Origin of the sequence: Anoxynatronum sibiricum, assembly GCF_039414295.1 — a bacterium.
GTDB classification, from domain to species: domain Bacteria; phylum Bacillota; class Clostridia; order Peptostreptococcales; family Tindalliaceae; genus Anoxynatronum; species Anoxynatronum sibiricum.
The window spans coordinates 282932-306989 of record NZ_JBCITM010000001.1 but is presented as its reverse complement, the minus strand read 5'-3'; the positions used below and the strand labels follow the sequence as shown (position 1 = coordinate 306989).

Sequence of the window (24058 nt, the reverse complement as noted above, 5' to 3'; positions counted from 1 at the left end):
ACTGCTGCTAAGCTGCTTCTGTCTTCATTTTTTTGACGCGTGCTTTCTGAAGTAAATAGACTCCCACGATAACCACAAGCCCGATGAGATCAGTATAGATGCCGGGATTCATCAGCGTAATGGCGGCAATGAACATAACCGCAGTTTCATAAAATTTGTTTTTCGTCACAAAGTAATTCGCCACGGCACATGCCAAACAAAAAGTACCCATAATAGCCGGAATGATCACCGGTAATGATTCGAGAAATCCATAAAAAATAACAGTTGAGCCCTGCACTTCTTTCACCAGAATAAGGTGAGAGTCTAACGCAAAAAGATAAGGGACAATGAAAGCTGCCAGTGCCAGTTTTACCGCCTGAAAACCGGTTTTCATAGCATTGGCACCCGCTATTCCCGCACCGGCATACGCTGCGAGGGCAACTGGTGGTGTAATATCAGCAATTACTCCAAAGTACAGGACGAAGAGATGCGCTGACAGCAGATTCACATCCAAACGAATCAGCGCAGGTACAGCCATGGTTGCCAATACAATATATTTAGCTGTTGTAGGCAATCCCATTCCCAGTATGATGGAAGCGATCATGGTGAAAAACAAAGTGGGAAGTAACATTCCCTGAGCCAGAGTTACAATCAGTTCTGCCACCCGAAGCCCCAGACCAGTAAGTGTCACCACGCCCACAATGATTCCGGCACAGGCGCAGGCACAGGCAACACTCACAGCACCTTTGGCCCCCTGCTCCAGGGCGTCCACAAAGTCACGCCAGGTGAAATCTGCCTTTTTCTTAAAAATGAAGATGGTTATTAAACTCACCAGCGTGGCCAGTGCAACCGCTGTCATAATGGAATAGATGGCTGCAAAAAGAGGTGTGCGTCCACTGATCAGGAGGTAGACAATGACAAACAAGGGAATGAACAAATATCCCCGGGTAAGCAGCAACTTCTTCATGTTCGGCAATCGGTCTTTGGGGATCCCTTCCAAACCAAGTTTTGATGCTTCCAAGTGAACAATGGCGCCAACTGCGAAATAATAGAGCAGTGCAGGAATGATCGCTGCAATAACAATATTCACATAGGCAATACCCGTGAACTCGGCCATGATAAAGGCAGCAGCACCCATGACAGGTGGCATGATCTGACCACCTGTGGACGAAGCCGCTTCCACGGCGCCGGCAAAATGCGGTTTGTACCCGACTTTTTTCATCAGAGGAATGGTAAAAGCCCCTGTCGTCACTGTATTGGCCACCGAACTCCCAGAGATTGAACCCATAAAGCCACTGGCAACAACAGCCGACATCGCCGGACCGCTTTTAAGGTGACCTGTCAGACCAAAAGCCATGTCGATGAAAAATTTCCCAACGCCTGTTTTGTCCAAGAAAGCACCAAAAAGGATGAACATAAAAACGAATGTGGCGGAAACACCGATGGGAATTCCAAGAATCCCTTCTGTAGTCATGTACATCTGACTGATGATTCGCCGCCAGCTATAACCTCTGTGAGCCAGTAATCCTGGCATCATTGGTCCAAATTTGGCATATAAGATAAAAATAATGGCAACAATGGGAAGCTCCGGTCCCACAACCCTCCGTGTAATTTCAAGCACCACCAGAATCGCCATGAATCCCAGTATGTAATCCTGGGTTTCCATGATACCGCCCCGAATGGCAATCGCTTGGAAATTAACAAAAAGATAGCCAAACACAATCACCGCCACCAGTGCCAACAGATAATCATAGTAAGGAATACGGTTGCCGTGCTTTTCCTTGCTTTTTTTGCTCATGGGGTAAAGCATGAATCCGATGACAAAGGCGAAAATGACATGCAGCGAACGCTGGCGCATGGACAAAAGAGTGCCAAAAAATGCGGTATACATGTGGAATAAGGACATGGCCACCGCAAGTGCTGCGACGGCTTTCCCCACCATCCCGGTCAGTTTTCTCATGGCACCGGCTTCTTTGTCAAACTTTTCCATAGCTTCATTAACATCTACGGTTTCATCTTCTATAAAATCAGCGATTCCTGAAGCCTCTTTTTCCGGTAGTTGATTTTGCAGATCCCCGGTTTGATCCACCTGATCTATTTCATCCTGTTGCTTCCGTTCATCAGCCATTCGCTTCCCTCCCTGATCCGATATAACCACCATGGATCCCTTTTCATCGACAACCTGACAGGCGTTCGTTCCAAAGAAATGGATAAAAGGGGAATTACCTGTTCTTCGTACCTCAACGTGACTGCTGCACCAGTTTCCTCCGGTGCCGTGCGATAAACAACAAAAGAAAAGGGTTCATTGATGTTGTAGATCCGAAACCCTTTGTCTGTCACTTCAAAATCATGATTTCCCTGCTCCGGATGCCCTGCTCCATAGGTTGTAAATCGAGTCTCTGTTAACAGCAGCCGCAGGTCAGGCAATACCCGGTATTGTTCATAAACAGGAGTTTTCATCACCGAGTGAATGTACTCCACCGTAAAAGTTCCATTCGGCGACATGGAAATTCGCTTCAACGATTGATTCGTTTCATTATGGGCCATCTGAAGATAGTATATAGGTGTGTTGGCGAACCCGACTGCAACCAGCAGGATAAAAATTATAAGTGCTTTCTTCTGTCTGATCATCGGTCACCTTTCTTCTGTTGATAGGACGTATAAAAGAAGAGGAAGGCATTGGAGTTTTTCCAATACCTTCACTCCTGGCACGTCTAACTGCTTAGTTGGCTCCCACCTCATCATAGTAACGGGTTGCACCTGGATGAACCTCAATGGGCATGCCGTAAAGCGCGGTATCCAGTGTGATATCGTTGCCGCGGGCATGGGTATCAATAATTTCCTGGCGATTCTCAAACATGGCGCGGGTCATGTTGTAAACCAACCCCTCCGGCAGATCTGCCGGTACCACCAGCATTGCCTGGACTGCTGTGGTCACAATGTCATCATCGTTTCCGGGATAGGTGCCCCCAGGAATGGAAACTTCCACGTAGAAGGGGTACTCTGAGGATAATTCGGCAATTTTGCCGGCATCGATGGGAACAATGACAATATCAGCAGTGGTAGCCACTTCGGTAATGGCTGCAGTGGGAATACCAGCGGTTACAAAGGCAGCATGAATCTGCTTGTTTTTCAGCTGATCAGCTGCTTCTGCAAAGGACAGAAAATCTGCTTTGCCCAGATCATCATAAGTTAACCCATGGGCTGCCAGAATGTGCTTGGCATTGGCTTCAGTCCCGGACCCGGGTGCACCAATGGCCACATCTTTGCCAGCCAAATCTTCAACCGACTCAATGCCCGCATCAGCCAGGGCAACAATTTGAATCAGTTCGGGATATATAACCGCCATGCCCCGAAGATTGTCAATGGGAGCCGGACGATCAGCAAACATTTCTGTACCTGTATAGGCATAGTAGGTGATATCGTTCTGGATGAAGGCGATCTCCGATTCGCCCTGGCCCACCAAATCGACATTGGCCACTGATGCACCGGTGGATTCAGCATTAGCAGTAACTCCAGGAACATAACTGTTGAAGATGCTGGCCAACGCCCCTCCCAATGGGAAGTAAACGCCCCCTGTACCGCCTGTGGCGATGGAAACGAACATATCACTATAATCTTGCGTCAGTTCATCTGTCTCTGCTGGTTCTTCTGCTGGTTCTTCTGCGGGCGTTTCCGCCGGAGCTTCTGCCGGTTCCTCTGCTGGCGCCGGTGCCGGTGAACCGCAACCGGCCAGTAAGGCCAGCATCATCATTACAGCTAACATCAACGCTAATTTTTTTTGCATGTTTTCCCCTGACAACGGATTATCAGGGTTTACACCTCCCTTTGTTTTTCCAAATGGCATTGATTTGTTTCTGATTATTTATAACAATGCATTTTGGCCCTTCTCTAAACCACCTCCCCACCGTCACTTTTTTCAAACCTTTCATGATAGTCATGTGTATCGACCTTTAAATCCACCCTCACGCTTCCATTTCCTGCGTTTAGGTGGCGTGGGTCCTCCGGAGGATTTTCTTTTTGAAATCAATGAATTTTGTTATAATAGGGTCATCCAGTGAATGACATTCATATTATATCATACCCGGACATAAAATCAAATCCACGAAAGAAATGATTGTGAATATTCCATCAGATTCCGTCCGACAGACGACTGTTTTTTGAGAGGAGCAACCTTGTGTCACAACAACTTATCACTCATCCACCCTTGCATCTGAAATCATCCTTCACCTTTTTATCTCAATTAATCCGGCAGGATCCCGGGGCACGGGGATTTGCACCCACTGCCCCAGTTGATGATTTTTCACAGGCGACTGTCAGCCTGTTTTCTGCCCGAAAAATTTTGGTACTGACCGGGTTTTGCGTTATCGACGCCATGGCTGGTGAAACCGATGGCTTAACAGGCGCTTTAGTAATGGCCTCTTCCCTTTCGTCGCTGAATAAGTCTGTTGGTATTGTGACAGATAAGTACTCGGCTTCTTTGCTGAGGGCTGGCCTTCAGGCCGGCTTTCCTCAGATTGCTGCTGAAATAGTAATCCATGTCATCCCCACCCAGCAATCTGAAGCAGATGAGGCTCTCGAAAAACTCTTCACCACTTACCACCCTGATTATGTGATTGCCATCGAACGACCCGGCAAAGCGTCTGATGGTCACAGTTATTCTATGCGGGGCGAACCGCTGAATCATGTCATTCCACAGTTTGATTCCCTTTTTGAAATCTGTCGTCGTCAGGCATGCTCCACCCTTGCCATCGGAGATGGCGGTAATGAACTGGGAATGGGACGCCTGAACACCTATATTCATCAGCATGTTCCCCTTGGAGATAAAATCGCGTGTGTCACGCCAGCAGACTATCTTATTCCAACCGGGGTATCCAACTGGGCTGCTTATGGTCTGGCAGCAGCTCTCTCACTCATCACCGGCAACATGTTGTGCCCTTCGGCTGAAACGGAGATTATCACGCTGAAGGCCATGGTAGCCGCCGGCGCTGTTGATGGATGCACCAAGAAGCAGACCGTCACCGTTGATGGTCTTTCACTTGAAAGCTATATGACTCCCATTCGCCAGATAATCGATTTTGTATCACATCACCAAGCCGAGCTCAACGGAAAGGAGCTCTTCCATGATTGATTTGAATGCTGATTTAGGTGAGAGCTTTGGCATCTATACAATGGGAAATGATGCCTGTATGATGCCCCACATCACGTCTGCCAACATTGCCTGTGGGTTTCATGCCGGTGACCCACTGGTGATGCAGCAAACAGTTGAACTGGCATTAAAATATGGAGTTGCCGTTGGTGCCCATCCTGGCTACCCGGACCTTCAGGGCTTTGGAAGACGGCAGATGCGCTTTTCATCAGAAGAGATCATGGCCATGATTCTTTATCAGGCAGGTGCCCTGAAAGCATTTCTCCAAGCCTGCGGTGGAAAATTGCAGCACCTCAAACCCCATGGCGCACTATATAACGAAGCGGCTGTGGATGAACCATTGGCAATGGCTGTTGCCAAAGCCACCGCCCTGCTGGGAACTGATGTGATTCTTGTTGGACCTCCAAACTCTGCATTGTCAAGAGCGGCTGATCGCTGCCAGACACCCTATGCCAGAGAGATCTTTGCCGACAGGGCTTACGAGGATGACGGCCGCCTGGTGGAACGTCGAAAAGAGGGAGCGCTCATCCACGATGTGGGTCTGTGCATCCAACGCATGCTGAGCATGATCAACGGGCAGCCCATTGAATCAATCAACGGGCATGCTTTGCATTTAAGCGGCGAGACCATTTGCCTGCATGGCGACCACCCACAGGCCATTGCCTTTGCTGCAGCATTAAAAAAGGCGATACAGGAATCACAGACACCCCTTGTACCGCTTGAAAAGCTGTTGTTCAAGCAACAACAGCCACCCGTTCTTTAAACCGGTTTCACAGTTTTCGCTTTAACTGAAAAACCGACAGTTTCAGTGCAACATCTTCGGCAATATCAGAAATGGCAGCCACCTGCTGAATAAAATAGCGCAAATGCATTTTATGGCTAAGTCGTGCAATCTCCTCCGACTGAAACACCATGCGGGCAATGGCTTCTTCCTTTTTGTCGGCTTCGCTCTCGTAAAAATTGACTTTTGTCACGAAGTCTTCCACCACACCTGTGTTTCCAAAAAAGTTTCGAACACCCATCAGCAGCTCATCTGCTGCCTGGCTGGAGAGCTCTGTCAGTTCAAGAAAAGGCCGAATCGTAAAATCGGGAAACACCGGTCTTTCAATCGACAAGTGCTCCAGGGTATGCTTCGCCGTATCCACCAGATTATCCAGCGAGTCAGCCAGCTCAAGAATATCGCCGCTGGCATCAGGAATGAGATTGTAGGCGTAGAGCTTATACTTCACCTGACGGAGCCGGTCATCTGCTTCCTGTTCAAGGGCATTCATTTCCTGTAACCGTTCTTCAAATGCTTTTTCATTACCGTCAAGATAATCCCGCACCCCCTGGCGATAGACCAGTCCACCTTTGACCACAGCTGTGAGATAAGCGTTCATCTCATCTTCCAGTTCGCGGTTGCGGTTGGGAAACATCTTCTTCATGTGATCCCTCCTTTAAAGTAGTCTGTCCCCATGTTCCAGAGTTTGTCAGTGAAAGGGTCTTCTCTTGCAGCCTGGTCTTCAGTAAAAGACAAAATGCTTTCAATATCTCCTGACAGTTTATCTGCCTGATGAAGGATCTGAGCCTCCACTGTTTTTGGCAGCACCGGCGATCCCCATTCATAAGCGCCATGATGTCCAAGAATTCCATTGAGAATGATCAATGCGTCTGTTTCATCAAAATTGGAGATAGCATCCATCATCTTCTTCGTGTGATGGGCTCCGATAAAAATATGTCCCAGCATGCGTCCTTCAACGGTCATGTTTTCTGATGGCACCGGTTCATACTCAATGATCTTAGCCCAGTCATGCAAAAATGTCATCGCCAGAAGCCGGTCCAGTTGACGCTGGGTCAGCTTTTTTGTGCCTGCTACCATTTTTACGTATTTTAGCACTTCAAGTGTATGCTGCAAAATGCCGTACATGAAGTTGTGATGGACCGTTTTGGCAGCCGGATAAGTGCAATATTTTTCATAAAAGGGCTCTTCAAACACCATCCGTTGAATCAGTTCGCGAATGTGGACCGCCTCAATATACTCATAATAATCCTGCAGCCAGCCCTGCATTTTTTCAGGGTTCCAACGGCTGCTTCTCACCAGTTGATCCACAGTGATTCCTGTCTGAGCTGTTGGTTCCCACTTTTTCAGCGTCAGTTGTAGCTGCTCCCGATACTCACCCACCAATATGGCACAGTCAATAATCATCGGCAGTTCCAGCTCGCTATTTTTCGGTTGATAGTCCCAAAACCGCAGGGTTGTTTTTTGTGTTTGATCCTGCACACGGAAATCTGCATACGACTTTCCACTACGTGCCGATTTGATTTCAATGGATGTCAGGAGCAGGGTGAGTCTCAGCTCCTGATTTAAATGTTCCCGGGTAATCTGGTTGAGTTTAAGGGTCAAGATTCCTCCCACCTTTCTCTTTCCACATTGTATCATAATCCGCTTCAAATGGCTTCTCAGGCCCCTGCTCATTTATCTTCATTTGCTCGTCTTTATTTCGCTTAATATAAAGGTACAGTTAAGCTCTAGGCTTTCTGGGATCAACCCATTTTAACTCCGCCCCAATGTGATTCACACATACATCTCTCTGTATCGTGTTGTGATCATTCCAATGTGATTGCATTTCATACTTGAAAAAGTTTTATTGCCCTGTTATTTTCTTCAACTGGAGGGTATAATGTTATTGGTCTGTGTGCCAGCATCCTTATGAAGCACACAGGCTGCCATCACATATTGAGAGGAGAAATAACAATGAATCCAATGACTGCATCAAATCTAAAATCTGCTTTTGGCGGCGAAAGCATGGCGCACATGCGCTACATTTCCTGGGGTGAAGCTGCAAAGAAAGAAGGTTTTCCAAATGTCTGGAACCTTTTCAATGCTGTTTCATACGCTGAACAGGTGCATGCTGCCAACCATTTCAGAGAGCTGAAGAAAGAAGCTGGAGAGGCTTCTGTCACTGCCGGCGCCGGATTCGGCATGACAACTACTGCCGAAAACCTTCAGGGTGCCATTGATGGAGAAAACTATGAGGTTGACCAGATGTACCCTGCCTTTATTCAAGTTGCCAATATGCAGGAAGAAAAAAGCAGTATTCGTTCTTTTCAGTTTGCCCTGGAAGCTGAAAAAACGCATGCCGCCTTATTCACAGAAGCCAAAGGCCGGGTTGAGCAGGGAAAAGACTTTGATGAAAGCCGTGTGCATGTCTGTGACATCTGTGGTTACACCCTCACCGGTGAAACCGTTGAAGATGACTGTCCGATTTGTAAAGCCAAACCCGAAATGTTTCGCTGTTTTGACACCAACGCTGAGTAGTGCACTTTATGCCTGATGACCATAATCAGGAAACATCATATGATTTCCTGTGACTCTAAGGCACATATGTTAGCGACACCCGCTTCACCAAAAGGGGTGTCGTTTTTATTTTCTTTCATAGTCTCTCATAGTCTCTGATTATCGCTGCATCGCCCCGTTTCGTTATTTGGTGATATCGGCAATGGCTTCCCCCATTTTGACAAGCGTCTCATATCCTGCTTCTGTATTATTCAGGAGATCCTCATCAATTTTGATCCTCCCTTTTTCAAATAGCAGGATCACCGTTGAACCTCCAAACTGAAAATATCCCTTTTCCAGTCCTTTCGAAACAGGCATGCCGGCTGAATAAGTCTGACAAACACTGCCCACCAGCGTTGCTCCCACTTCGATGAAAGCCATGTTCCCCGCCTGGAGGGTCTTCATCATTGTCACATCCCTTCGGTTGCGGCAGTAGATTCCGGGCCGTGCCCTTAAAGCCACCGGATTAACTGAATCATAGCGTCCTTTAATGGTTCTGGCCGGCCCAGGAATACCATCACAAGGAAAGTGAAAACGGTGGTAATCCACAGGACTCAGTCGAATCACAATAGCTGATCCACTTTTAAACATTTCCGCCTCTTGCTCATTCTGAAGCAAATCTGTAATGGTAAAAGACTGGCCTTTGATCTGCAACATTTGAAGGTTGTGAATCATCTGATATCCCAACATGCGTCCGTCTGCAGGGGAAACCAGGCGGTGTTGAGAAGAATGGACAGGCCGTGCTTCCGGTTTAAGCTGTCTCGTGAAAAAGTCATTGAAGGAGTGATAAGCCTCAGGCATCTCTCTGTCAGCTTCCGACAGGTCAATGTTCATCTCCCGGATAAATGCGGCCACTCTTTTGCGACTAAAACGTCTGTCCTGCACCATTCCTGCCAGTGCTGAAAACCATTTGCGGTTCAAAAGCATCGCCATGAGGCGATTCCCAGCCTTGTTCTCATAGCTCCATTTGACAAAAGTCTCACCTGCTATTTTTTCAGTTCTGATTTCATCAGTATGACGTTCACGATAATCCAGCTGCATGTCAGTCAAATCCTTTCTGAATACTGTCACTTCATTATACCTTGCACGTATAGGAAAGACAATCATCTCGATTTAATCTTCCTCAAATGAGATGCCCGGCATCGACAATTGTCAATTTAACCAGTCTTCTGGATAAAGACTTTCGTCATCTTTAACAAGACATCTCAACAATTTGCAACAGCTTTATCACAAGCTTAAATGCATCGAATTTTCTTGCTTTTTACCTCCGGGTGAAGTATAATTCATCTGAAAGTAGTGAAACGTTTGTACAGTTGAAATCAGTCAACGCATTTCTCAAAAGTGTCATTAACGAGTTTCCTTTTTTTCCACAGCCGGCGGATGTCGGTCGAGATAGAATTGAAAGGAGGGGATGCGGGGAAGTATTTGATTATGTTTCTCAAACGAAAAGTCAAAATGAGATTAAAGACAAAGGGAGGATATTCATTTGAAAAAAAGCCTATTGATTCTTTTAGCCCTGCTGATGGTCATCAGCCTCGCTGCCTGTGGCAGCCCTGCACCAGCCCCTGAACCGGCACCTGCCGACAGTGGTTCAGCCGAAGCACCTGCCGAAGCACCTGCTGAGGCTTCTTACAAAATCGGGATTATGACCGGTACCGTATCTCAAGGCGAAGAAGAATTCCGCGCCGCTGAAAACATGAAAGCCATGTACGGCGACATGATCGTTCTTTCCACTTATCCTGACCGTTTTATGCAGGAGCAGGAAACCACCATCACCAACATGATGGCCATGGCTGCTGATCCTGACGTAAAAGCTATTGTCATGGTACAGGCAGTTCCTGGCGCAGCAGCTGCTGTTGGCCGTGTTCGTGAATTACGTGACGACATTCTCATCGTTTTGGGCGTTCCTGGGGAAGATCCTGATGTTATCGCTGATTACGGCGACGTGATCATCCAGACCAATGACCTTGCTCGTGGTGCCCAGATCGCTCAACAGGCACAGGCCATGGGAGCTGAAACACTGGTTCACTACTCTTTCCCCCGCCACATGTCTTATGAAATGCTGGCAGCACGACGCGACCTGATGAAAGCCGAAGCAGAAAAGCTTGGTCTGCGCTTTGTTGAAGAAGATGCTCCAGACCCAACCGGCGATGCCGGCGTCCCGGGAACCCAGCAGTTCATCATGGAAGACCTGCCGCGTAAAGTGGCTGAGTATGGCACCAGTACCGCTTTCTTTGGTACCAACTGCTCCATGATGGAACCCATGATTCGTCAAACTGTTGAAACAGGTGCTATTTACCCTGTACAATGCTGCCCATCACCATACCATGCCTTGCCGGCAGCTTTAGGTATTTCTGTTCCAGAAGACAAAGCTGGTGACTTGGATTACATTTTGGGTCAGATTGAAGAAAAATGTGACGAGGCAGAAATGAGCGGCCGTGTCGCTACCTGGTCTGTTCCTGTTAATATGATGTATGTTGAAGCCGGCGTCAAATATGCCATCGAGTACCTTGAAGGCAGAACCGATGGCAAGGCAGACGCAGCTGTTCTGACCTCCATTATGAGTGAAGTTGCCGACGGTGAGATTGTTCTTGAAAACTACGGCGACTACGAACACTACTACCTGTATCTGGGAGCTCCCATCATTTTCTAAGAAACCTCATACGCAGAATAACTATTCAGATTAATAGTCACTTTATACAGTGTGCAAGGCTCCCAGCCTTGCACACTGTTGTGTCAAATAACACTCTTAACGAAGGAGGGAACAGCACTCTTGAACGCAGACAAGAACACCGAACAATTCGTTCTGCAGATGCAAGACATTGGCAAAGTCTATTATGGCACCCGTGTGCTGGGTGGCGTTAATCTGCAGCTGAAGCCGGGTGAAATTCATGCCGTTCTCGGTGAAAATGGTGCCGGAAAATCAACACTGATGAATATCCTTTTTGGGATGTCGGTGATCCACAACACCGGGGGATTTGAAGGGCAGGTGCTAATTAATGACAATCCTGTTGAGATCAAATCGCCGGTGGAAGCCATGCACCATGGCATTGGTATGGTACATCAGGAATTCATGCTTATTCCCGGATACACCATTACCGAGAATATCAAATTAAACAGAGAAATCACGAATCCTAGCTTTCTCAGCCGTGTTGCCGGAAAAAAACTGGAAACCCTTGATATGGAAGCCATGAATAAAGATGCACGTGCCGCCCTTGATAAGCTGGGCATGAACATTGAAGAATGGGTTCGGGTTGCAGGGCTTCCCGTGGGCTTTATGCAGTTTGTTGAAATCGCCCGTGAACTGGATAAGGAGAATCTGAAAGTATTGGTTTTCGATGAACCGACTGCTGTTTTAACCGAAAATGAAGCCCAGAAACTGCTGGCTTCCATGAAAAAGATCGCTTCCGAAGGAATTGCCATTCTTTTCATCACCCATCGACTGGATGAAGTCAAGCAAGTGGCTGACCGCATCACTGTTTTGCGTGATGGTCAGCATGTCATCACAAAAAACATTGAGGATACCGATGTCTTTGAGATGGCTAATCTGATGGTGGGTCGTGAAATTGATCTGTCTTCCAGAGATTTTGAAGCAAATGCTGACCGCAAGGTGTTAATGTCCATTAAAGACTTTTATGTGGATATGCCTGGAGAAGTGGTTAAGGGAATTGATCTGGATATATATGACGGAGAAATTCTTGGTATCGGCGGTCTTGCCGGACAGGGAAAAATCGGCCTTGCAAACGGTATCATGGGACTTCACAAAGCTGAAGGTGACGTGCAGCTGGATGATGCACCAGTGAAGCTGAATGATCCCTTTGCTTCGCTTCGCCGTGGTCTCGCCTTTGTCTCTGAGGATCGTCGCGGTATTGGTCTACTGCTGGATACTTCCATCGAAATGAATATCGCCATAACTGCCATGCAGATTCAACGGCAGTTTGTGAAGCAGTACGGCCCCCTCTCACAGAAAGAAACAGCTCGCATCAGGGAACATGCCCTCAAAATGATCCAGGAACTGGACATCCGCTGCACCGGTCCAGAGCAAATTACCCGTCGCCTCAGTGGTGGTAATCAACAAAAGGTATGTATCGCCCGTGCATTGACGTTAAACCCCAAAGTGCTGTTTGTTTCCGAACCTACCCGGGGCATCGATGTGGGTGCCAAAAAGCTGGTGCTGGATACACTGGTTCAGCTGAACAAGGAGTATGGCATGACCATCATCATGACCTCCAGTGAGCTGGCAGAATTACGTATGATTTCCCACCGCATTGCCATTGTCAATGAAGGCAAGCTGGAAGGAATTCTGGCGCCTGACGACAGTGATGTGGATTTTGGTCTGATGATGGCAGGCGAATATCACAAAACTAAAGGCCGGGAGGTGATTGCAGATGGACCAAGTTAAAGCAAAAGTCAAGCAGTTTGGCCTTCCCCGTATTATCATTGTTGCTTTTCTGTTACTGCTATGCGTCCTGGCCATTATGCTGAATATTCCCATTACTGATTTGATTTCTGATGCCCTTGTGAGAACAGGAATGAACGGTATTCTCGTTTTATCAATGGTTCCAGGCATACTTGCAGGTATCGGTCTGAATTTTGGGATTCCCATTGGTATCGTCTGCGGACTCATTGGCGGTCTTCTGGCCATCCAGTTCAATCTGTATGGTTTTACCGCTTTTTTTGTTGCTGTTCTGATCAGCATCCCCCTTTCTCTGGTAGCCGGCTATCTTTACGGCTTGCTGCTGAACCGGGTCAAGGGTTCTGAAATGACCATCGCCACTTATGTGGGCTTTTCCATCGTTTCTCTTATGAGCATCGGCTGGCTGGTACTGCCTTTCACCAGTGAAGAAATGCGCTGGCCCATTGGAAGCGGACTGCGAACCACCATTACACTGCAAGGGCGCTATGAACGGATCTTAAATCATTGGGGCTCTTTTAACCTGATGGGAGTCACCATTCCCACAGGACTGCTGTTGTTCTTTGGTGTCTTTTGTTTTCTGGTGTGGCTGTTTCTGAGAAGTCGTACCGGCATCGCAATGATTGCTGCCGGCGATAATCCTCGTTTTGCTACAGCTTCCGGCATAAGTGTGAACCGGATGCGCGTCATCGGTACCATGTTGTCAACAGCGCTCAGTGCTGTCGGTATCGTGGTTTACAGCCAAAGCTTTGGATTCATTCAGCTTTACCAGGCTCCCATGTTCATGAGTTTTGCTGCTGTTGCTGCCGTTCTCATCGGCGGTGCCACCGTCAAAAAAGCCACAATCACCAATGTCATCATTGGCGCTTTCCTGTTCCAGTCATTATTGGTCGTTTCATTACCGGTGGCCAACAAAATATTGGAAGATGTGAGTAGCCTGGCAGAAATTGCACGCATTGTTATCAGTAACGGCATCATCCTGTATGCATTAACTCAGATTGGAGGTGGCGAATAATGGAAGATAATTTGAAAATCACCCCTCCAAAAGAAAGCTGGTTGCAACAGGTTAAACGGATACTGGTCAGCAATATGGTGACCGTCTTCTTTATTGTGTTGTGTGCCATCGGGTTTTATTACTCAGGTTTGACTGTTGGCTTCCTGCTCAATGACATTATCACACGCATGGTTCGTAACAGCTTTCTGGTACTGGCACTGTTACTGCCTGTTATGGCAGGTATGGGGTTGAACTTTGCCATTGTCTTAGGTGCCATGTGTGCCCAGGCAGCGGTGATTTATGTGACTCACTGGGGAATCCCCGGAATCCCCGGAATTATTGTTGCTGTGCTATTGACAACCCCCTTGGCTATTTTGCTGGGCTATCTGACTGGCAAACTATTCAACAGAACCAAGGGACAGGAGATGATTACTGGCCTGATCCTGGGCTTCTTCTCCAACGGGATCTACCAGCTGATCTTTCTGATACTGCTGGGGTCAGTGATTCCCTTCGCCAATGAAACCTTGGTACTGAGTTCAGGTGTGGGCCTTAGAACCACCGTTGATTTGGCTGGTGGCCTGCGCTATGCCATAGACGATGTCTGGAAGCTCCCCTTCACCATCGCTGCCATTCTCTTCGGGGCTGGCGTCATTGCTCATGGTGTCTATCGTTACATGAAGGGAATCCCCGCCATGGGTCAGACTCCTCGTAAAACGCGATATTTAATATCAGCCTCAACGGGTGCAGCTCTCATTGTCTGGAGCCTTTACGTGCGCGGAACCACATCTATTATCAACATGATCACTGTTCCCATGCTGACGGCCATTTTGATTGGTCTCATGTGCGTATTCACCACCTGGTTTGCCCGCACTAAGTTGGGGCAGGATTTTCGCACTGTCGGACAGGATCAGCACATCGCATCTGTTTCGGGAATCCATTCAGATAAAACCCGCTTGATTGCCATGATTTTGTCCACTACGTTTGCTTCCTGGGGACATCTGATTTTCCTTCAAAATCTGGGGACATTCAGCACCTATGGCAGTCACGAGCAAATTGGATTCTACTCTGTTGCCGCCCTACTCATCGGGGGTGCGTCAGTTACCAATGCTAAAATCAGCCACGCGTTGCTGGGCACTTTCCTTTTTCACACCTTGTTTATCGTATCGCCCCTGGCAGGCAGGAACATATTTGGTGATGCGCAACTGGGCGAGTATTTCCGTGTCTTTGTAGCCTATGGTGTTATTGGTGTTTCACTGGTGATGCACGCCTGGAAGAAACAAATTGAAGGACGTCGTCGTTTAAGCCAATAATCACATCTCATTATCATCTTTCTTAAATAACACCGGGTTTTTTTGAAGCCCGGTGTTATTGCTTTTTTCAAAATAATCTATTTTGACGTCTTTAACCAGGCACTTACTATCTCAATAAAAAAAACCTCCTGCGCGGAGGCTTAAAATGTTTCGAATCGTTGGCTAATATCTCAGGTATTTCACCAAATCCACCATTCCACGGCTCAAAACAGCCTGCAAATGGCGTCTTTCTTCGTTGAGTATTTTTTTCATTTCAGCAGGTGCCAGATCCGGGAACAGTGTCTGTAACTCATAAATGTACATGATGCCGTCACGTTCCACTTTTTCAGCTATTTCAAGAGCTTCATCCTTTGTGTACTTCCCTTTGATTTTTTCCATCGCCACATCAACATCTGCGAACATATCATTTTCCATTAGCGACTCCAGATATGCCAAATCTTCTTCTGATACTTCAGCCACTCCTGCGGCAGGCAGGCGGTTTAATAACTCTGTGTAGATTTTTTCGTGCCTCTTTTCGTCTTCTGCCAATAACTGAAACAGATTGGCTCCCTTTCCCACTTCCATCTGAGCAGCCAGATTGGTATACAGCTCAGCCACTTTTGCTTCATTCCGAACCAGTACCTGAAGTAATTTACCTGCATTAAACTCAACTGCCATACATTATCACCCTTTCCGAATTATGTAGATTACCACTACAGTACCATTACCCGGAAATATGCACTTCTAACAATGCGGTCATAAAAAATCATTCATCGAGATGAGCTGTGCACCCCAACAATCCAACCTGTATGCCTTTTGCATTAAAGCGAATTTCGGAGAGACTGGTCTGTCTAATCTTTGCCACTTCCCACAAATGATTGATGGAGCAGTTCAGATAATGCGTCAACAACACACGAATGGTGATGGCGTGACTGACAACCAATATTTTTGTATTCGTATGTTTGTTTGCCAGTGCTTCCAGCGCATTTACTGCCCGTTGCCTTACATCAGCAAAGTCTTCACCACCATCTGTTCCCTGAAAAGCTTCCGGTTGTCGAAAAAACGCTTCATACCCCGTTGGATCGATGGTTCTGATTTCTTCATAGTGTTTCCCTTCCCAGCTTCCCAAACTTATTTCGCTCACATCTGGCAGCGGGATCACCGGCAACTGATGCCAAGAGGCGACTAAACCAGCAGTTTCCATGGCTCTTTGCCTGGGGCTGGCGTAAATCGCTGACAGTTTCGTTACCTTAAGACGCTCGCCGGCTTTCAATGCTTCTTGTTTTCCAAGGTCTGTCAGAGGAGAATCACCACTTCCCTGAAAACGCTCTGCCACGTTCCACTCTGTCTGTCCGTGGCGCATGAGAAATATGGTTGTCATATTAACACTCCTTGTTGATTGAATTAGTTGAATAGCTTACATTGCAACCTGCAGGGTTGTCAGTGTTGAATATTTGATAACTAATCACACCGATTGTGCCGGCGGTTGCTTTTTGAGTTGGTGCATTTTTCGGGTTTGTGCCAACGAGAATATCAACAAACCAGTCCAAATCAGTGCAAAGCTAATGGCGTGAGTGGTTGAAAACGGCTCTTTGAATAGAAAGATTCCCAAAAGCAATGAAATGGATGGTGACAGATACTGAGAGAATCCAAGAATTGACATTGTAACCAATTTGGCTGCCTGGGCAAACCAAAGCAAGGGCAATGCTGTCAACACGCCTGACAAGATAAGGAGTGCCACTGTTACCCATGAAACCGTCTGGAGAGTGGCCATAAAGGTCTTAAAGTTGACCGCCAAGTAAATCAGTGCAATAGGTGTGAGAATGAGAGTTTCAAGTCCGAGGGCCACCAGCGAATCCACCTGTACCATTTTTTTGCAAAGTCCATATAGCGAAAAACTGGTGGCCAGAAAGAGAGAAATCCAAGGCACTTGCCCATACTGCCAAGTGATGAACAGCACCCCTGCAAATGCTAGGATAATCGCGGCTCCTTCCATTAGATTCAGTTTTTCCTTAAGAATTAACATACCCATTAATATAACTATCAACGGATTAATGTAGTATCCCATACTCGCTTCAATCACATGGTTGGCATTAACTGCCCAAATATAGACAAACCAGTTGCCCGAAATGACCACTGCAGAAAGAAAAACCCGAAAGAGTTGTTTTTTATCCCGAATCACTGACTTAACAGTTTCCATCTGCTTCCTTTTTTTTAACAAGAAGAACACAAAAATAGCCGACCAGATAATTCGGTTTGCCAGAATGATTCCTGCAGAAAATGACTGCAGTGTTTTCCAGTAGAGTGGCAGGAATCCCCACAGCATAAATGCAGCCAGTGCATAATAGATGCCCTTGACAGCACCCGTGGTTGAAGATGTTGATGATTCCGTTGTCATAGTGTCGCTTCCTTTCGACCAGCTTTTGTGCATTTCTCGTTAAACTCATGATTCATCTTGGGACTCAATCAATTGTTATTATTATACTCTTGATCTGCCCGATGATCAAATGAACTCAGACATAGCTCATTGATTCGCGTTGTATTTATTGCTAATTTTTAATGTTTAAAATATTTTATCTTTTTTGGTTGTTTCTCTTGACGTCATCATTTTACCCTGCTATAATTTGTTTTAATATTATGAAACGCAATGACGGAGACTTCTTAATGCAGAGAGGGTTACAGAGAGTCGGTGGTGCTGCAAACCGATACCCCAGCTGATAGATCTCACTCCTGAGCAGTTCCAGTGAACATGATTTAGCTGGAACCGGTGGCACCGATATCGCCGGGTTTGCTCCCGAAAGCGGCCTGATTCTTCAGGCAAAAAAGGTGGTACCGCGGATATATGTCCGTCCTTTATTTTAAGGGCGGATTTTGTTGTTTATATATCCCTATTCCAACAATTGTATTATATTCTTGCAGCAGTCATGCGATAAGTGGAGGTGATACGTACGTAATTATCTGTTTATTTGAACTATTCATCATTTTTTTGATCGTTTTATTAAAAGGAGGATTCCAATGACCAGAATGAACCCCAGCACCCCTCACAATAATCCCACTCAAGAAAGCAACACGTCCAATCTTCAACGAAAGCAAATGAATCAATCAACCGCTGTGCAGCAATATGCCATTAACCGAGGCGTTTGTACCATGAACTTCTTTGGTGCCGGATCAGCCAAAAATGACTGGTAGTTCCTTATGCCAAGTCATGATGCCAATTACTGAAGCGACAGGGATCAGCCTTTACCCTGTCGTTTTCTGTCTACTCACTGGCCAGTCAAAAAGCATGGATTTGAAAATGGCAAAAAACTCCCTGATGGCATATTGTCGATAGAGGGCAGCTGGTGAATGCGCTTCCATTCCGTATACTTGCAATCCATAACGTCTTGCCAGCATCATGCTTCGCAACAAATGATAATCGCTGGTAATAATGAGTACTGCATTCCCCGAATGATTTTCCTGCATGTTCATCATTTCAACAGCGTAAGTAATATTTTCCATCGTGTTGGAAGCCTTCTCTTCCAGAATCATCCGTTCTGCATCAATTCCGTGACGTTCCAAATACCATGCCATTACCTGCGCTTCTGATGCCAACTGACCATCACTGTGGCCGCCGGTGAGAACAACCGTGCTGTTCGGGCGATCTTTCAGGAATAAGGCTGCGGTATCCAGTCGCCCCGCCAGAGTAAATGACGGCTCCTTTCTAATAATTCCGGCACCAGGCACCAGCGCTATTGCGTCAGCCGGCACATCTTTTGAGGTTGAAACCGCCAATAGAAGACCTTGTGTTACCAGAAATGTGCTGATCAACAGCATACACATCGCCGCCAGCCAATTGCGGATTTTATATGGCCATGGATATGTATTCTGACACTTCTTCTTCGATTCATCTCCCAAATACCTTGCAAACGCGATACTAAAGCAACCCAGACCCGCCAGAATCAATCCATAGCCAAGGAAGGTAAGCCCATTGGCTCGCACCGATGTGACAAGTGTCAGTATGAAACAACTTAGACCGGTAATAATCATTTCAAAACACCTTTCCAGAAAAATGAGCTTATTTGTTCATTTCATTTCGATTCATTTCTTTTCCAATTATAACCATTCTTCTTGATGAAAAACAAGCACCATCCCTTACTTCACACCTTAAAATGACAGCTTTCGCAGGAGCTGCGACATTTTAGTATTTTTTGGGGTATAATTGCAGTATCAATGTGGAAGGGAGTGCTTTGAATTGAGCAAAAAAGATGATTTGCTGCATCATACATATGAGTTGTTCTCTAAACAGGGTGATAGTGTGTCGCTTAGTACCATTGCAGAAGCTGCTTCCATCAAAAAAGCCTCCATTTACGCCCATTTCGACAGCAAAGAAGACTTGCTTTTTCAAGTGATTAATGCACATATTCAACATTACAGCTGTGCCACAAAAAAGCAGCTTGAAAAACTGAAAAAAGAGTCACTCGAAGTGACTCTCAAACAGTTTTACCAATTTAATTTACATTATTTCCATGAACCCACACGTCTTCTTTTTTGGAAACGGTGTTTGTTGCTGTCTGAAGGACCTCTGAAGGATCGGGTTGAGCAGGCCCACCGGAAAGTGCATGATCGCAATATGAAGTGCCTTGCTGACCGCTATCTTCAGGATACCCACACTCATCAAAAACCTGCCGGAAATCTGCCCATTTTCATTAACAGCTACCTGATACTGCTGCTGGGAATGCTCTACAGCCTGTTCACTTTTGAACACGATCTTTCCAGTTATGACCATGCTTTTGATATCTTTTGGAAAGGGCTTCGCCAGCATCAGATTGATTCTGATGTTTCATCAGTCATTTCGGATCGCCTCCAAAGCACTAAGCTTCATTGCCCGTCGGGCAGGAGAATATCCGGAAACAATCCCAATTAAGGTTGAAAATGCAATCGCCATCAGTGCCAGTTGCAGGGGGATCACTGACATGCCGCTGGTACTCCCTGGGCCCATAAAACCTGCACCAATGTGATTCAGACCAACTGAGATCAGATAACTGAAACAAACACCCACCACGCCGCCGCTAAACCCAATCAACCCCGCTTCGATCAAAAATAGTTTTTTAATATCTGTCAGCTGTGCACCAATAACTTTCATCACACCGATTTCCCGGGTGCGTTCATAAATACTCATGACCATGGTGTTGGTGATTCCAATCGCAGCAACCAACAGACTGACCGCTCCAATGCCTCCCAGAATCCCCTGGATCATGCGGGAGGTTTCTTTCATGGAATTCAGTATGTCTGTCAGACTGAATGTCTGATACCCCAGTGCCTGAATGGCAGTCTGAACCGATTCCACATCTTCGATGTTATCCACCTTGACACGCACCCGTTCAAACTGGCTTTGGTCGTTACGACTGCGATCGTTGCGATTGTTCCGCCGCTCTTCTTCCATGATTTTTTCCAGCGAGCTGCGATTCATGTAGGCTGAATAGTCTTTCTCACTGTTGCTCTCCTCCAGAATCCCCACACCTCGCACGTCATACACTTTCGGTGGCGTGCTGTCAGTATCATCCTGCCACCGATTTCTTGTTTCACCATACTGCATATCAGTGGTCATCACCATTTTTGCAGACAACACGTCAACCGGCGGTGGATTATCCCGGTTCATCCCATAGTAGTAATTGCGTTGCATTCTTGGATTATAGAAATCATAGGCAACGCTTTTTCCAAACACAATCGTATCACGGTCTGAAGCCTGAAGCAGACGTCCTTCTTCCACCGAAAACCCAAATGGTTCCATCACTTCGGGATCAATACCGATGACGTTCACATAGCCCACATACCTGCCGGCAGCCATTTTCATATAAATGCTCCGCACCGGCATGACTGCCGTTACCCGCGGAATTTTTTGGAACTGGAGCACTGACTTATCATCAAGCTTTACTTGTTGTCCACCTGATCCCATCCCGCCGTCATAGTAACCATAGTTGTTCACATCGATGATTGTCAGATCGCCCATATAGGAGAGTTGTTCCTGAAACCCCCGGTCCATGGCAATCCCCAGTGAAAGCATGACTACAATGGAGCAGGTTCCGATCACGACTCCCAATACCGTCAAAACTGTTCTGGTCTTCCGGCGGAATAAATTGCCCAGACCCATGAGCAGCAGATCCCGATTATTCATCGTCTTCCACTTCCTCTTTTTTGCGTTTCCTTTTGCGGTAAATCACTGCTCCTGCGATGGCAGCAGCTCCTGCAATAGCTACAATCACCCATTTCCAACTGGTGTTTCCACCAGAATCCTGTGGTTCATCGAACCAGAAATCATCAGGCGGCGCCATCATTTCCATCACTTCAATCGAAAATGTTTTTTCAATTTCATGTGACTGGTTAATTTCGTCGTCATACCTGAAGATGACTTTTCCTTCCAGTTTTCCGGGTTGCAGGGGAATCAGCTGGGCATCGTAGTAGTTGCTTTTGCCTGCCTCCATATTACCAATGTATAGTGATCCATCAGAGGTATCAAAGTCGCCTTCAATGCTGACAAGCAAATTTCTGACCAGTCCTCTCCCACCATTGTAAAATTCCAGACTAATGGGAATGGGGTTACCAACATAAGCTTCCATTCCAGTCTCCACTTCTCCGAAAACCAGTTTGGCCTCCTGGATCACCGGAATACCGATGAGTTCTTTGGATTGATGTGCTGTTCCATTCTCATCTTCATATTCAATATCAGCATAAAGATTATGGACTTTGTAAGAGGCATCGGGTTTGGGCCGGAGTGTGATTTGCTGCTGACTGCGGCTCCCTGGTGCAATGCGATTAATGTACATCGTGTTACTACTGCCCACCGGTGAAAAAACATCACCTTCTGAGGTGAAACTGATTCGAATATTTCGCACAGACTGGGCTGCATGCGTATTCAGGAAAGAGAGATCCAGCGGAAAACTATCGCCCGCCTGCACATAATCGGTGTGATAGTCGTATCTGTCAACAATAATTTTAGGAACTCCACTGCCGCCGGTATCTCCCACCAGCACGCCAGCATACTGAATCACTGCATTTTGATTTCCACTGCTTCTCACGGGCTCAACACGGATTTCCAGGGGATAATTCTTGGATTCAATGCCATCTTTTGCAAAAAAAGTGAATGTCACTTCTTTTGCTTCGCCGGCTTCTAAGGACGTGATCTGCTGCATTGCCGGCGTTTTGGGAAGAAGCGCTTCGCCGCCTTCTGCTTTTACCAAAATTTCTTCTATCCGCGTACCCGATGTGTTGCGAATATAAAGGGATACGGGAAAATCGGTGTAAGGCTGTACACTGTTTGCAGGAACCTGCAGATTCTCAATGGCAATCAAACCGCCTGTAAATCCACTGCCGGAAACCGGCAGATAGAGTTCTTCTTTTGATTCATAGACCGTTCCATAATCATCCTTGAATTTCATATTGAGCTGCAGCGGATATGTTCCTTCTTCAGCACCCGATTCCACCCTTAAAGAAAAGGGGACCGACCTGACTTCATCCGGCGCCAGCTTATCAATCTTTCGTGTGGGATAGGTGGTGTCCATATAAATCCCGCCTGTTCCAAAGCCTGAGAGTGTAAGATCTATTTCTTCCAACGGCAGGTCTCCCATGTTGCGGATATGAATATTAACAACGTTACTGCCACCGGCGGCCAGCCGTCCACCTGTCATCTGAACTTCCTGAATGATGAGTGTTGGAGACTGGAGGTCGTTTTCAATGCGCACATATGTCACATCCGAAAAGGAATAGCGGTTGTTTAGATCTTCATTGGCATACTCCACCCGAAAAGGAATGGTATAGAGGCCTGCCGGTGCATTGGTTCGGGCTGTGAGGGGAAAGAGAGCTTCTGTTCGTCCTCTTCCCCGAATGGAGGAAACACCTTTGCGAAAATTCAACCCCTCCATGACAAAGGGAAATTTCGCAGGGTCATCAATTTGCAAAGTCACCACCACATCCCGGGCCTCGCCCTGCCCGGTATTGTGCAGAGGAATGAGCAGGCGACTATCCTGCCCGGCTTTAAAGGTGGGAGTGCGCGACTGGGTTCCCATCGTGATATTGGGGTAATAAACAATTTTTTCCGGCTGCTCTCCATCGCCACCTACTGTAGCCCATGCCGTGAGCGGTGTCAGAAGTAAAAGTAATGCTATTATAAGTGCAAACCATTTCTTTCCATACTGCATTTGTCAATTCCCTCCCAGGTCTAATCAATGATTTTCTAAAATTGTTTCGATATTTCCGTCCAGAATGGTATACACACGATCAGCATACTTGGAAATACCGGGATCATGAGTAACGATAACCAGTGTTTGCTGATGGGCTCGGGCCATTTCCAGCATCAGGCCCATTACTTCCAGGCTGGTTTTAGAATCCAGGTTTCCTGTTGGCTCATCTGCAAAAACCACCGGTGGTTTACTCACAAAAGCCCGGGCAATCCCCACCCGTTGCTGCTGACCACCACTCATTTGCATGGGCCGGTGTTTCAGATACTTGCCCAACCCCACATTCTCAAGCATTTCTGCAGCCAATTGGTTGCGTTTTTTCAACGGCACGCCACGAAAGGTTAACGGCAAACTCACATTTTCCAATGCCGTCAACATGGGCATCAAATTGTAGGATTGAAATACAAATCCGATGTTGCGTTGCCTAAAGAGGGCCAGTTGCGTCTCCGACATTTTATCAACTCGTTTACCCTTAATGATAATTTTTCCTTTGCTGGGCTTTTCAAGGCCTGCCATTAAATTAAGCAGGGTGGATTTCCCTGAACCTGAGGTTCCCAAAAGGCAGCATATTTCTCCTTCTGTAATACTCAGGGATATGTTGTCCACCGCAACCACTTTTTCATCTCCCAGACGATAGACTTTTCTGGCGTTCTCCAATTCCACTGTCTTCTTCATTCTAAAGCCTCCAATAGTTACTTCAATCA

At 46.6% G+C, this 24058-nt stretch carries 23 protein-coding genes and 1 other annotated feature; of the genes, 9 read left to right on the top strand and 14 right to left on the bottom strand.

The features are described from left to right. Positions 1–7 precede the first annotated feature (7 nt). From AAIG11_RS01350 to AAIG11_RS01340, 3 genes are all read right to left on the bottom strand, one after another. Positions 8–2107, bottom strand: a complete 2100-nt coding sequence (locus tag AAIG11_RS01350; protein ID WP_343184484.1) for a TRAP transporter permease — start codon at positions 2105–2107, stop codon at positions 8–10. After that, positions 2074–2610 (bottom strand): DUF1850 domain-containing protein, encoded by a 537-nt coding sequence (locus AAIG11_RS01345; protein ID WP_343184483.1) that lies wholly within the window; start codon positions 2608–2610, stop codon positions 2074–2076. The genes AAIG11_RS01350 and AAIG11_RS01345 overlap by 34 nt, the downstream gene beginning before the upstream one ends. Positions 2611–2701: 91 nt before the next feature. After that, positions 2702–3766: a TAXI family TRAP transporter solute-binding subunit gene (locus AAIG11_RS01340; protein WP_343184482.1), complete on the bottom strand. Its 1065-nt coding sequence runs from the start codon at positions 3764–3766 to the stop codon at positions 2702–2704. A gap of 390 nt (positions 3767–4156) precedes the next feature. Between AAIG11_RS01340 and AAIG11_RS01335 the strand changes: the two genes are divergently transcribed. Both AAIG11_RS01335 and AAIG11_RS01330 read left to right on the top strand, forming a co-directional pair. Further along, complete coding sequence (locus tag AAIG11_RS01335) at positions 4157–5110, top strand: DUF4392 domain-containing protein (RefSeq protein WP_343184481.1); 954 nt, start codon at positions 4157–4159, stop codon at positions 5108–5110. Continuing rightward, positions 5103–5891, top strand: coding sequence for a LamB/YcsF family protein (locus AAIG11_RS01330; protein WP_343184480.1), 789 nt, complete (start codon positions 5103–5105; stop codon positions 5889–5891). The genes AAIG11_RS01335 and AAIG11_RS01330 overlap by 8 nt, the downstream gene beginning before the upstream one ends. A gap of 7 nt (positions 5892–5898) precedes the next feature. On the opposite strand, the gene AAIG11_RS01325 is transcribed toward AAIG11_RS01330, so the two are convergent. Beyond that, on the bottom strand, positions 5899–6552 hold the full coding sequence (locus tag AAIG11_RS01325) for a DUF47 domain-containing protein (RefSeq protein WP_343184479.1): 654 nt from the start codon (positions 6550–6552) through the stop codon (positions 5899–5901). Then, positions 6549–7511 carry an HD domain-containing protein gene (locus tag AAIG11_RS01320; protein ID WP_343184478.1) on the bottom strand — a complete coding sequence of 321 codons (963 nt, stop codon included), beginning with the start codon at positions 7509–7511 and terminating at the stop codon, positions 6549–6551. The genes AAIG11_RS01325 and AAIG11_RS01320 overlap by 4 nt, the downstream gene beginning before the upstream one ends. 351 nt (positions 7512–7862) lie before the next feature. Between AAIG11_RS01320 and AAIG11_RS01315 the strand changes: the two genes are divergently transcribed. Further along, positions 7863–8426 (top strand): rubrerythrin family protein, encoded by a 564-nt coding sequence (locus tag AAIG11_RS01315; RefSeq protein WP_343184477.1) that lies wholly within the window; start codon positions 7863–7865, stop codon positions 8424–8426. Positions 8427–8588: 162 nt separating this feature from the next. Here the strand turns inward: AAIG11_RS01315 and AAIG11_RS01310 are convergent, their stop codons facing one another. Beyond that, complete coding sequence (locus AAIG11_RS01310; protein ID WP_343184476.1) at positions 8589–9515, bottom strand: phosphatidylserine decarboxylase; 927 nt, start codon at positions 9513–9515, stop codon at positions 8589–8591. A gap of 415 nt (positions 9516–9930) precedes the next feature. Between AAIG11_RS01310 and AAIG11_RS01305 the strand changes: the two genes are divergently transcribed. From AAIG11_RS01305 to AAIG11_RS01290, 4 genes are all read left to right on the top strand, one after another. Next, positions 9931–11097, top strand: a complete 1167-nt coding sequence (locus tag AAIG11_RS01305; RefSeq protein WP_343184475.1) for a DUF3798 domain-containing protein — start codon at positions 9931–9933, stop codon at positions 11095–11097. Between the two features lie 120 nt (positions 11098–11217). Further along, on the top strand, positions 11218–12846 hold the full coding sequence (locus AAIG11_RS01300) for a sugar ABC transporter ATP-binding protein (RefSeq protein WP_343184474.1): 1629 nt from the start codon (positions 11218–11220) through the stop codon (positions 12844–12846). After that, entirely contained in the window at positions 12833–13873 is a 1041-nt protein-coding gene (locus AAIG11_RS01295; RefSeq protein WP_343184473.1) for an ABC transporter permease subunit, read from the top strand. Before AAIG11_RS01300 ends, AAIG11_RS01295 begins: the two co-directional genes overlap by 14 nt. Further along, positions 13873–15162 carry an ABC transporter permease subunit gene (locus AAIG11_RS01290; protein WP_343184472.1) on the top strand — a complete coding sequence of 430 codons (1290 nt, stop codon included), beginning with the start codon at positions 13873–13875 and terminating at the stop codon, positions 15160–15162. Before AAIG11_RS01295 ends, AAIG11_RS01290 begins: the two co-directional genes overlap by 1 nt. A gap of 162 nt (positions 15163–15324) precedes the next feature. On the opposite strand, the gene AAIG11_RS01285 is transcribed toward AAIG11_RS01290, so the two are convergent. The 3 genes from AAIG11_RS01285 to rarD form a co-directional block, all read right to left on the bottom strand. Continuing rightward, the gene (locus tag AAIG11_RS01285; protein ID WP_283408139.1) at positions 15325–15819 is read right to left on the bottom strand and encodes a ferritin family protein; all 495 of its coding nucleotides are present in this window, start codon (positions 15817–15819) and stop codon (positions 15325–15327) included. Positions 15820–15907: 88 nt separating this feature from the next. Beyond that, positions 15908–16522 (bottom strand): histidine phosphatase family protein, encoded by a 615-nt coding sequence (locus tag AAIG11_RS01280; RefSeq protein ID WP_343184471.1) that lies wholly within the window; start codon positions 16520–16522, stop codon positions 15908–15910. A gap of 84 nt (positions 16523–16606) precedes the next feature. Beyond that, positions 16607–17539, bottom strand: a complete 933-nt coding sequence (gene rarD / locus AAIG11_RS01275) for an EamA family transporter RarD (RefSeq protein WP_343184470.1) — start codon at positions 17537–17539, stop codon at positions 16607–16609. Between the two features lie 240 nt (positions 17540–17779). Further along, positions 17780–17998: a binding site (T-box leader), on the top strand. 158 nt (positions 17999–18156) lie between these two features. On the opposite strand from rarD, the gene AAIG11_RS01270 reads away from it, so the two are divergent. Further along, positions 18157–18330, top strand: coding sequence for a hypothetical protein (locus AAIG11_RS01270; RefSeq protein ID WP_343184469.1), 174 nt, complete (start codon positions 18157–18159; stop codon positions 18328–18330). Between the two features lie 51 nt (positions 18331–18381). On the opposite strand, the gene AAIG11_RS01265 is transcribed toward AAIG11_RS01270, so the two are convergent. Together AAIG11_RS01265 and AAIG11_RS01260 are read right to left on the bottom strand one after the other, a co-directional pair. Next, on the bottom strand, positions 18382–19167 hold the full coding sequence (locus AAIG11_RS01265; RefSeq protein WP_343184468.1) for a YdcF family protein: 786 nt from the start codon (positions 19165–19167) through the stop codon (positions 18382–18384). Positions 19168–19318: 151 nt separating this feature from the next. Next, positions 19319–19525, bottom strand: a complete 207-nt coding sequence (locus tag AAIG11_RS01260) for a hypothetical protein (RefSeq protein ID WP_343184467.1) — start codon at positions 19523–19525, stop codon at positions 19319–19321. Here AAIG11_RS01260 and AAIG11_RS18165 point away from each other — a divergent pair. After that, positions 19436–20044, top strand: coding sequence for a TetR/AcrR family transcriptional regulator (locus AAIG11_RS18165; protein WP_425499397.1), 609 nt, complete (start codon positions 19436–19438; stop codon positions 20042–20044). The two genes, AAIG11_RS01260 and AAIG11_RS18165, sit on opposite strands and share 90 nt — an antisense overlap. Here the strand turns inward: AAIG11_RS18165 and AAIG11_RS01250 are convergent. The 3 genes from AAIG11_RS01250 to AAIG11_RS01240 are packed head-to-tail and all read right to left on the bottom strand — an operon-like array spanning position 19964 to position 24029. Next, entirely contained in the window at positions 19964–21295 is a 1332-nt protein-coding gene (locus tag AAIG11_RS01250) for an ABC transporter permease (protein ID WP_343184465.1), read from the bottom strand. The two genes, AAIG11_RS18165 and AAIG11_RS01250, sit on opposite strands and share 81 nt — an antisense overlap. Continuing rightward, a complete protein-coding gene (locus AAIG11_RS01245) occupies positions 21288–23315 on the bottom strand; it encodes a COG1361 S-layer family protein (RefSeq protein ID WP_343184464.1) in 2028 nt (675 codons plus the stop codon). Before AAIG11_RS01245 ends, AAIG11_RS01250 begins: the two co-directional genes overlap by 8 nt. A gap of 24 nt (positions 23316–23339) precedes the next feature. Next, positions 23340–24029 carry an ABC transporter ATP-binding protein gene (locus AAIG11_RS01240; RefSeq protein ID WP_343184463.1) on the bottom strand — a complete coding sequence of 230 codons (690 nt, stop codon included), beginning with the start codon at positions 24027–24029 and terminating at the stop codon, positions 23340–23342. Positions 24030–24058 lie beyond the last annotated feature (29 nt).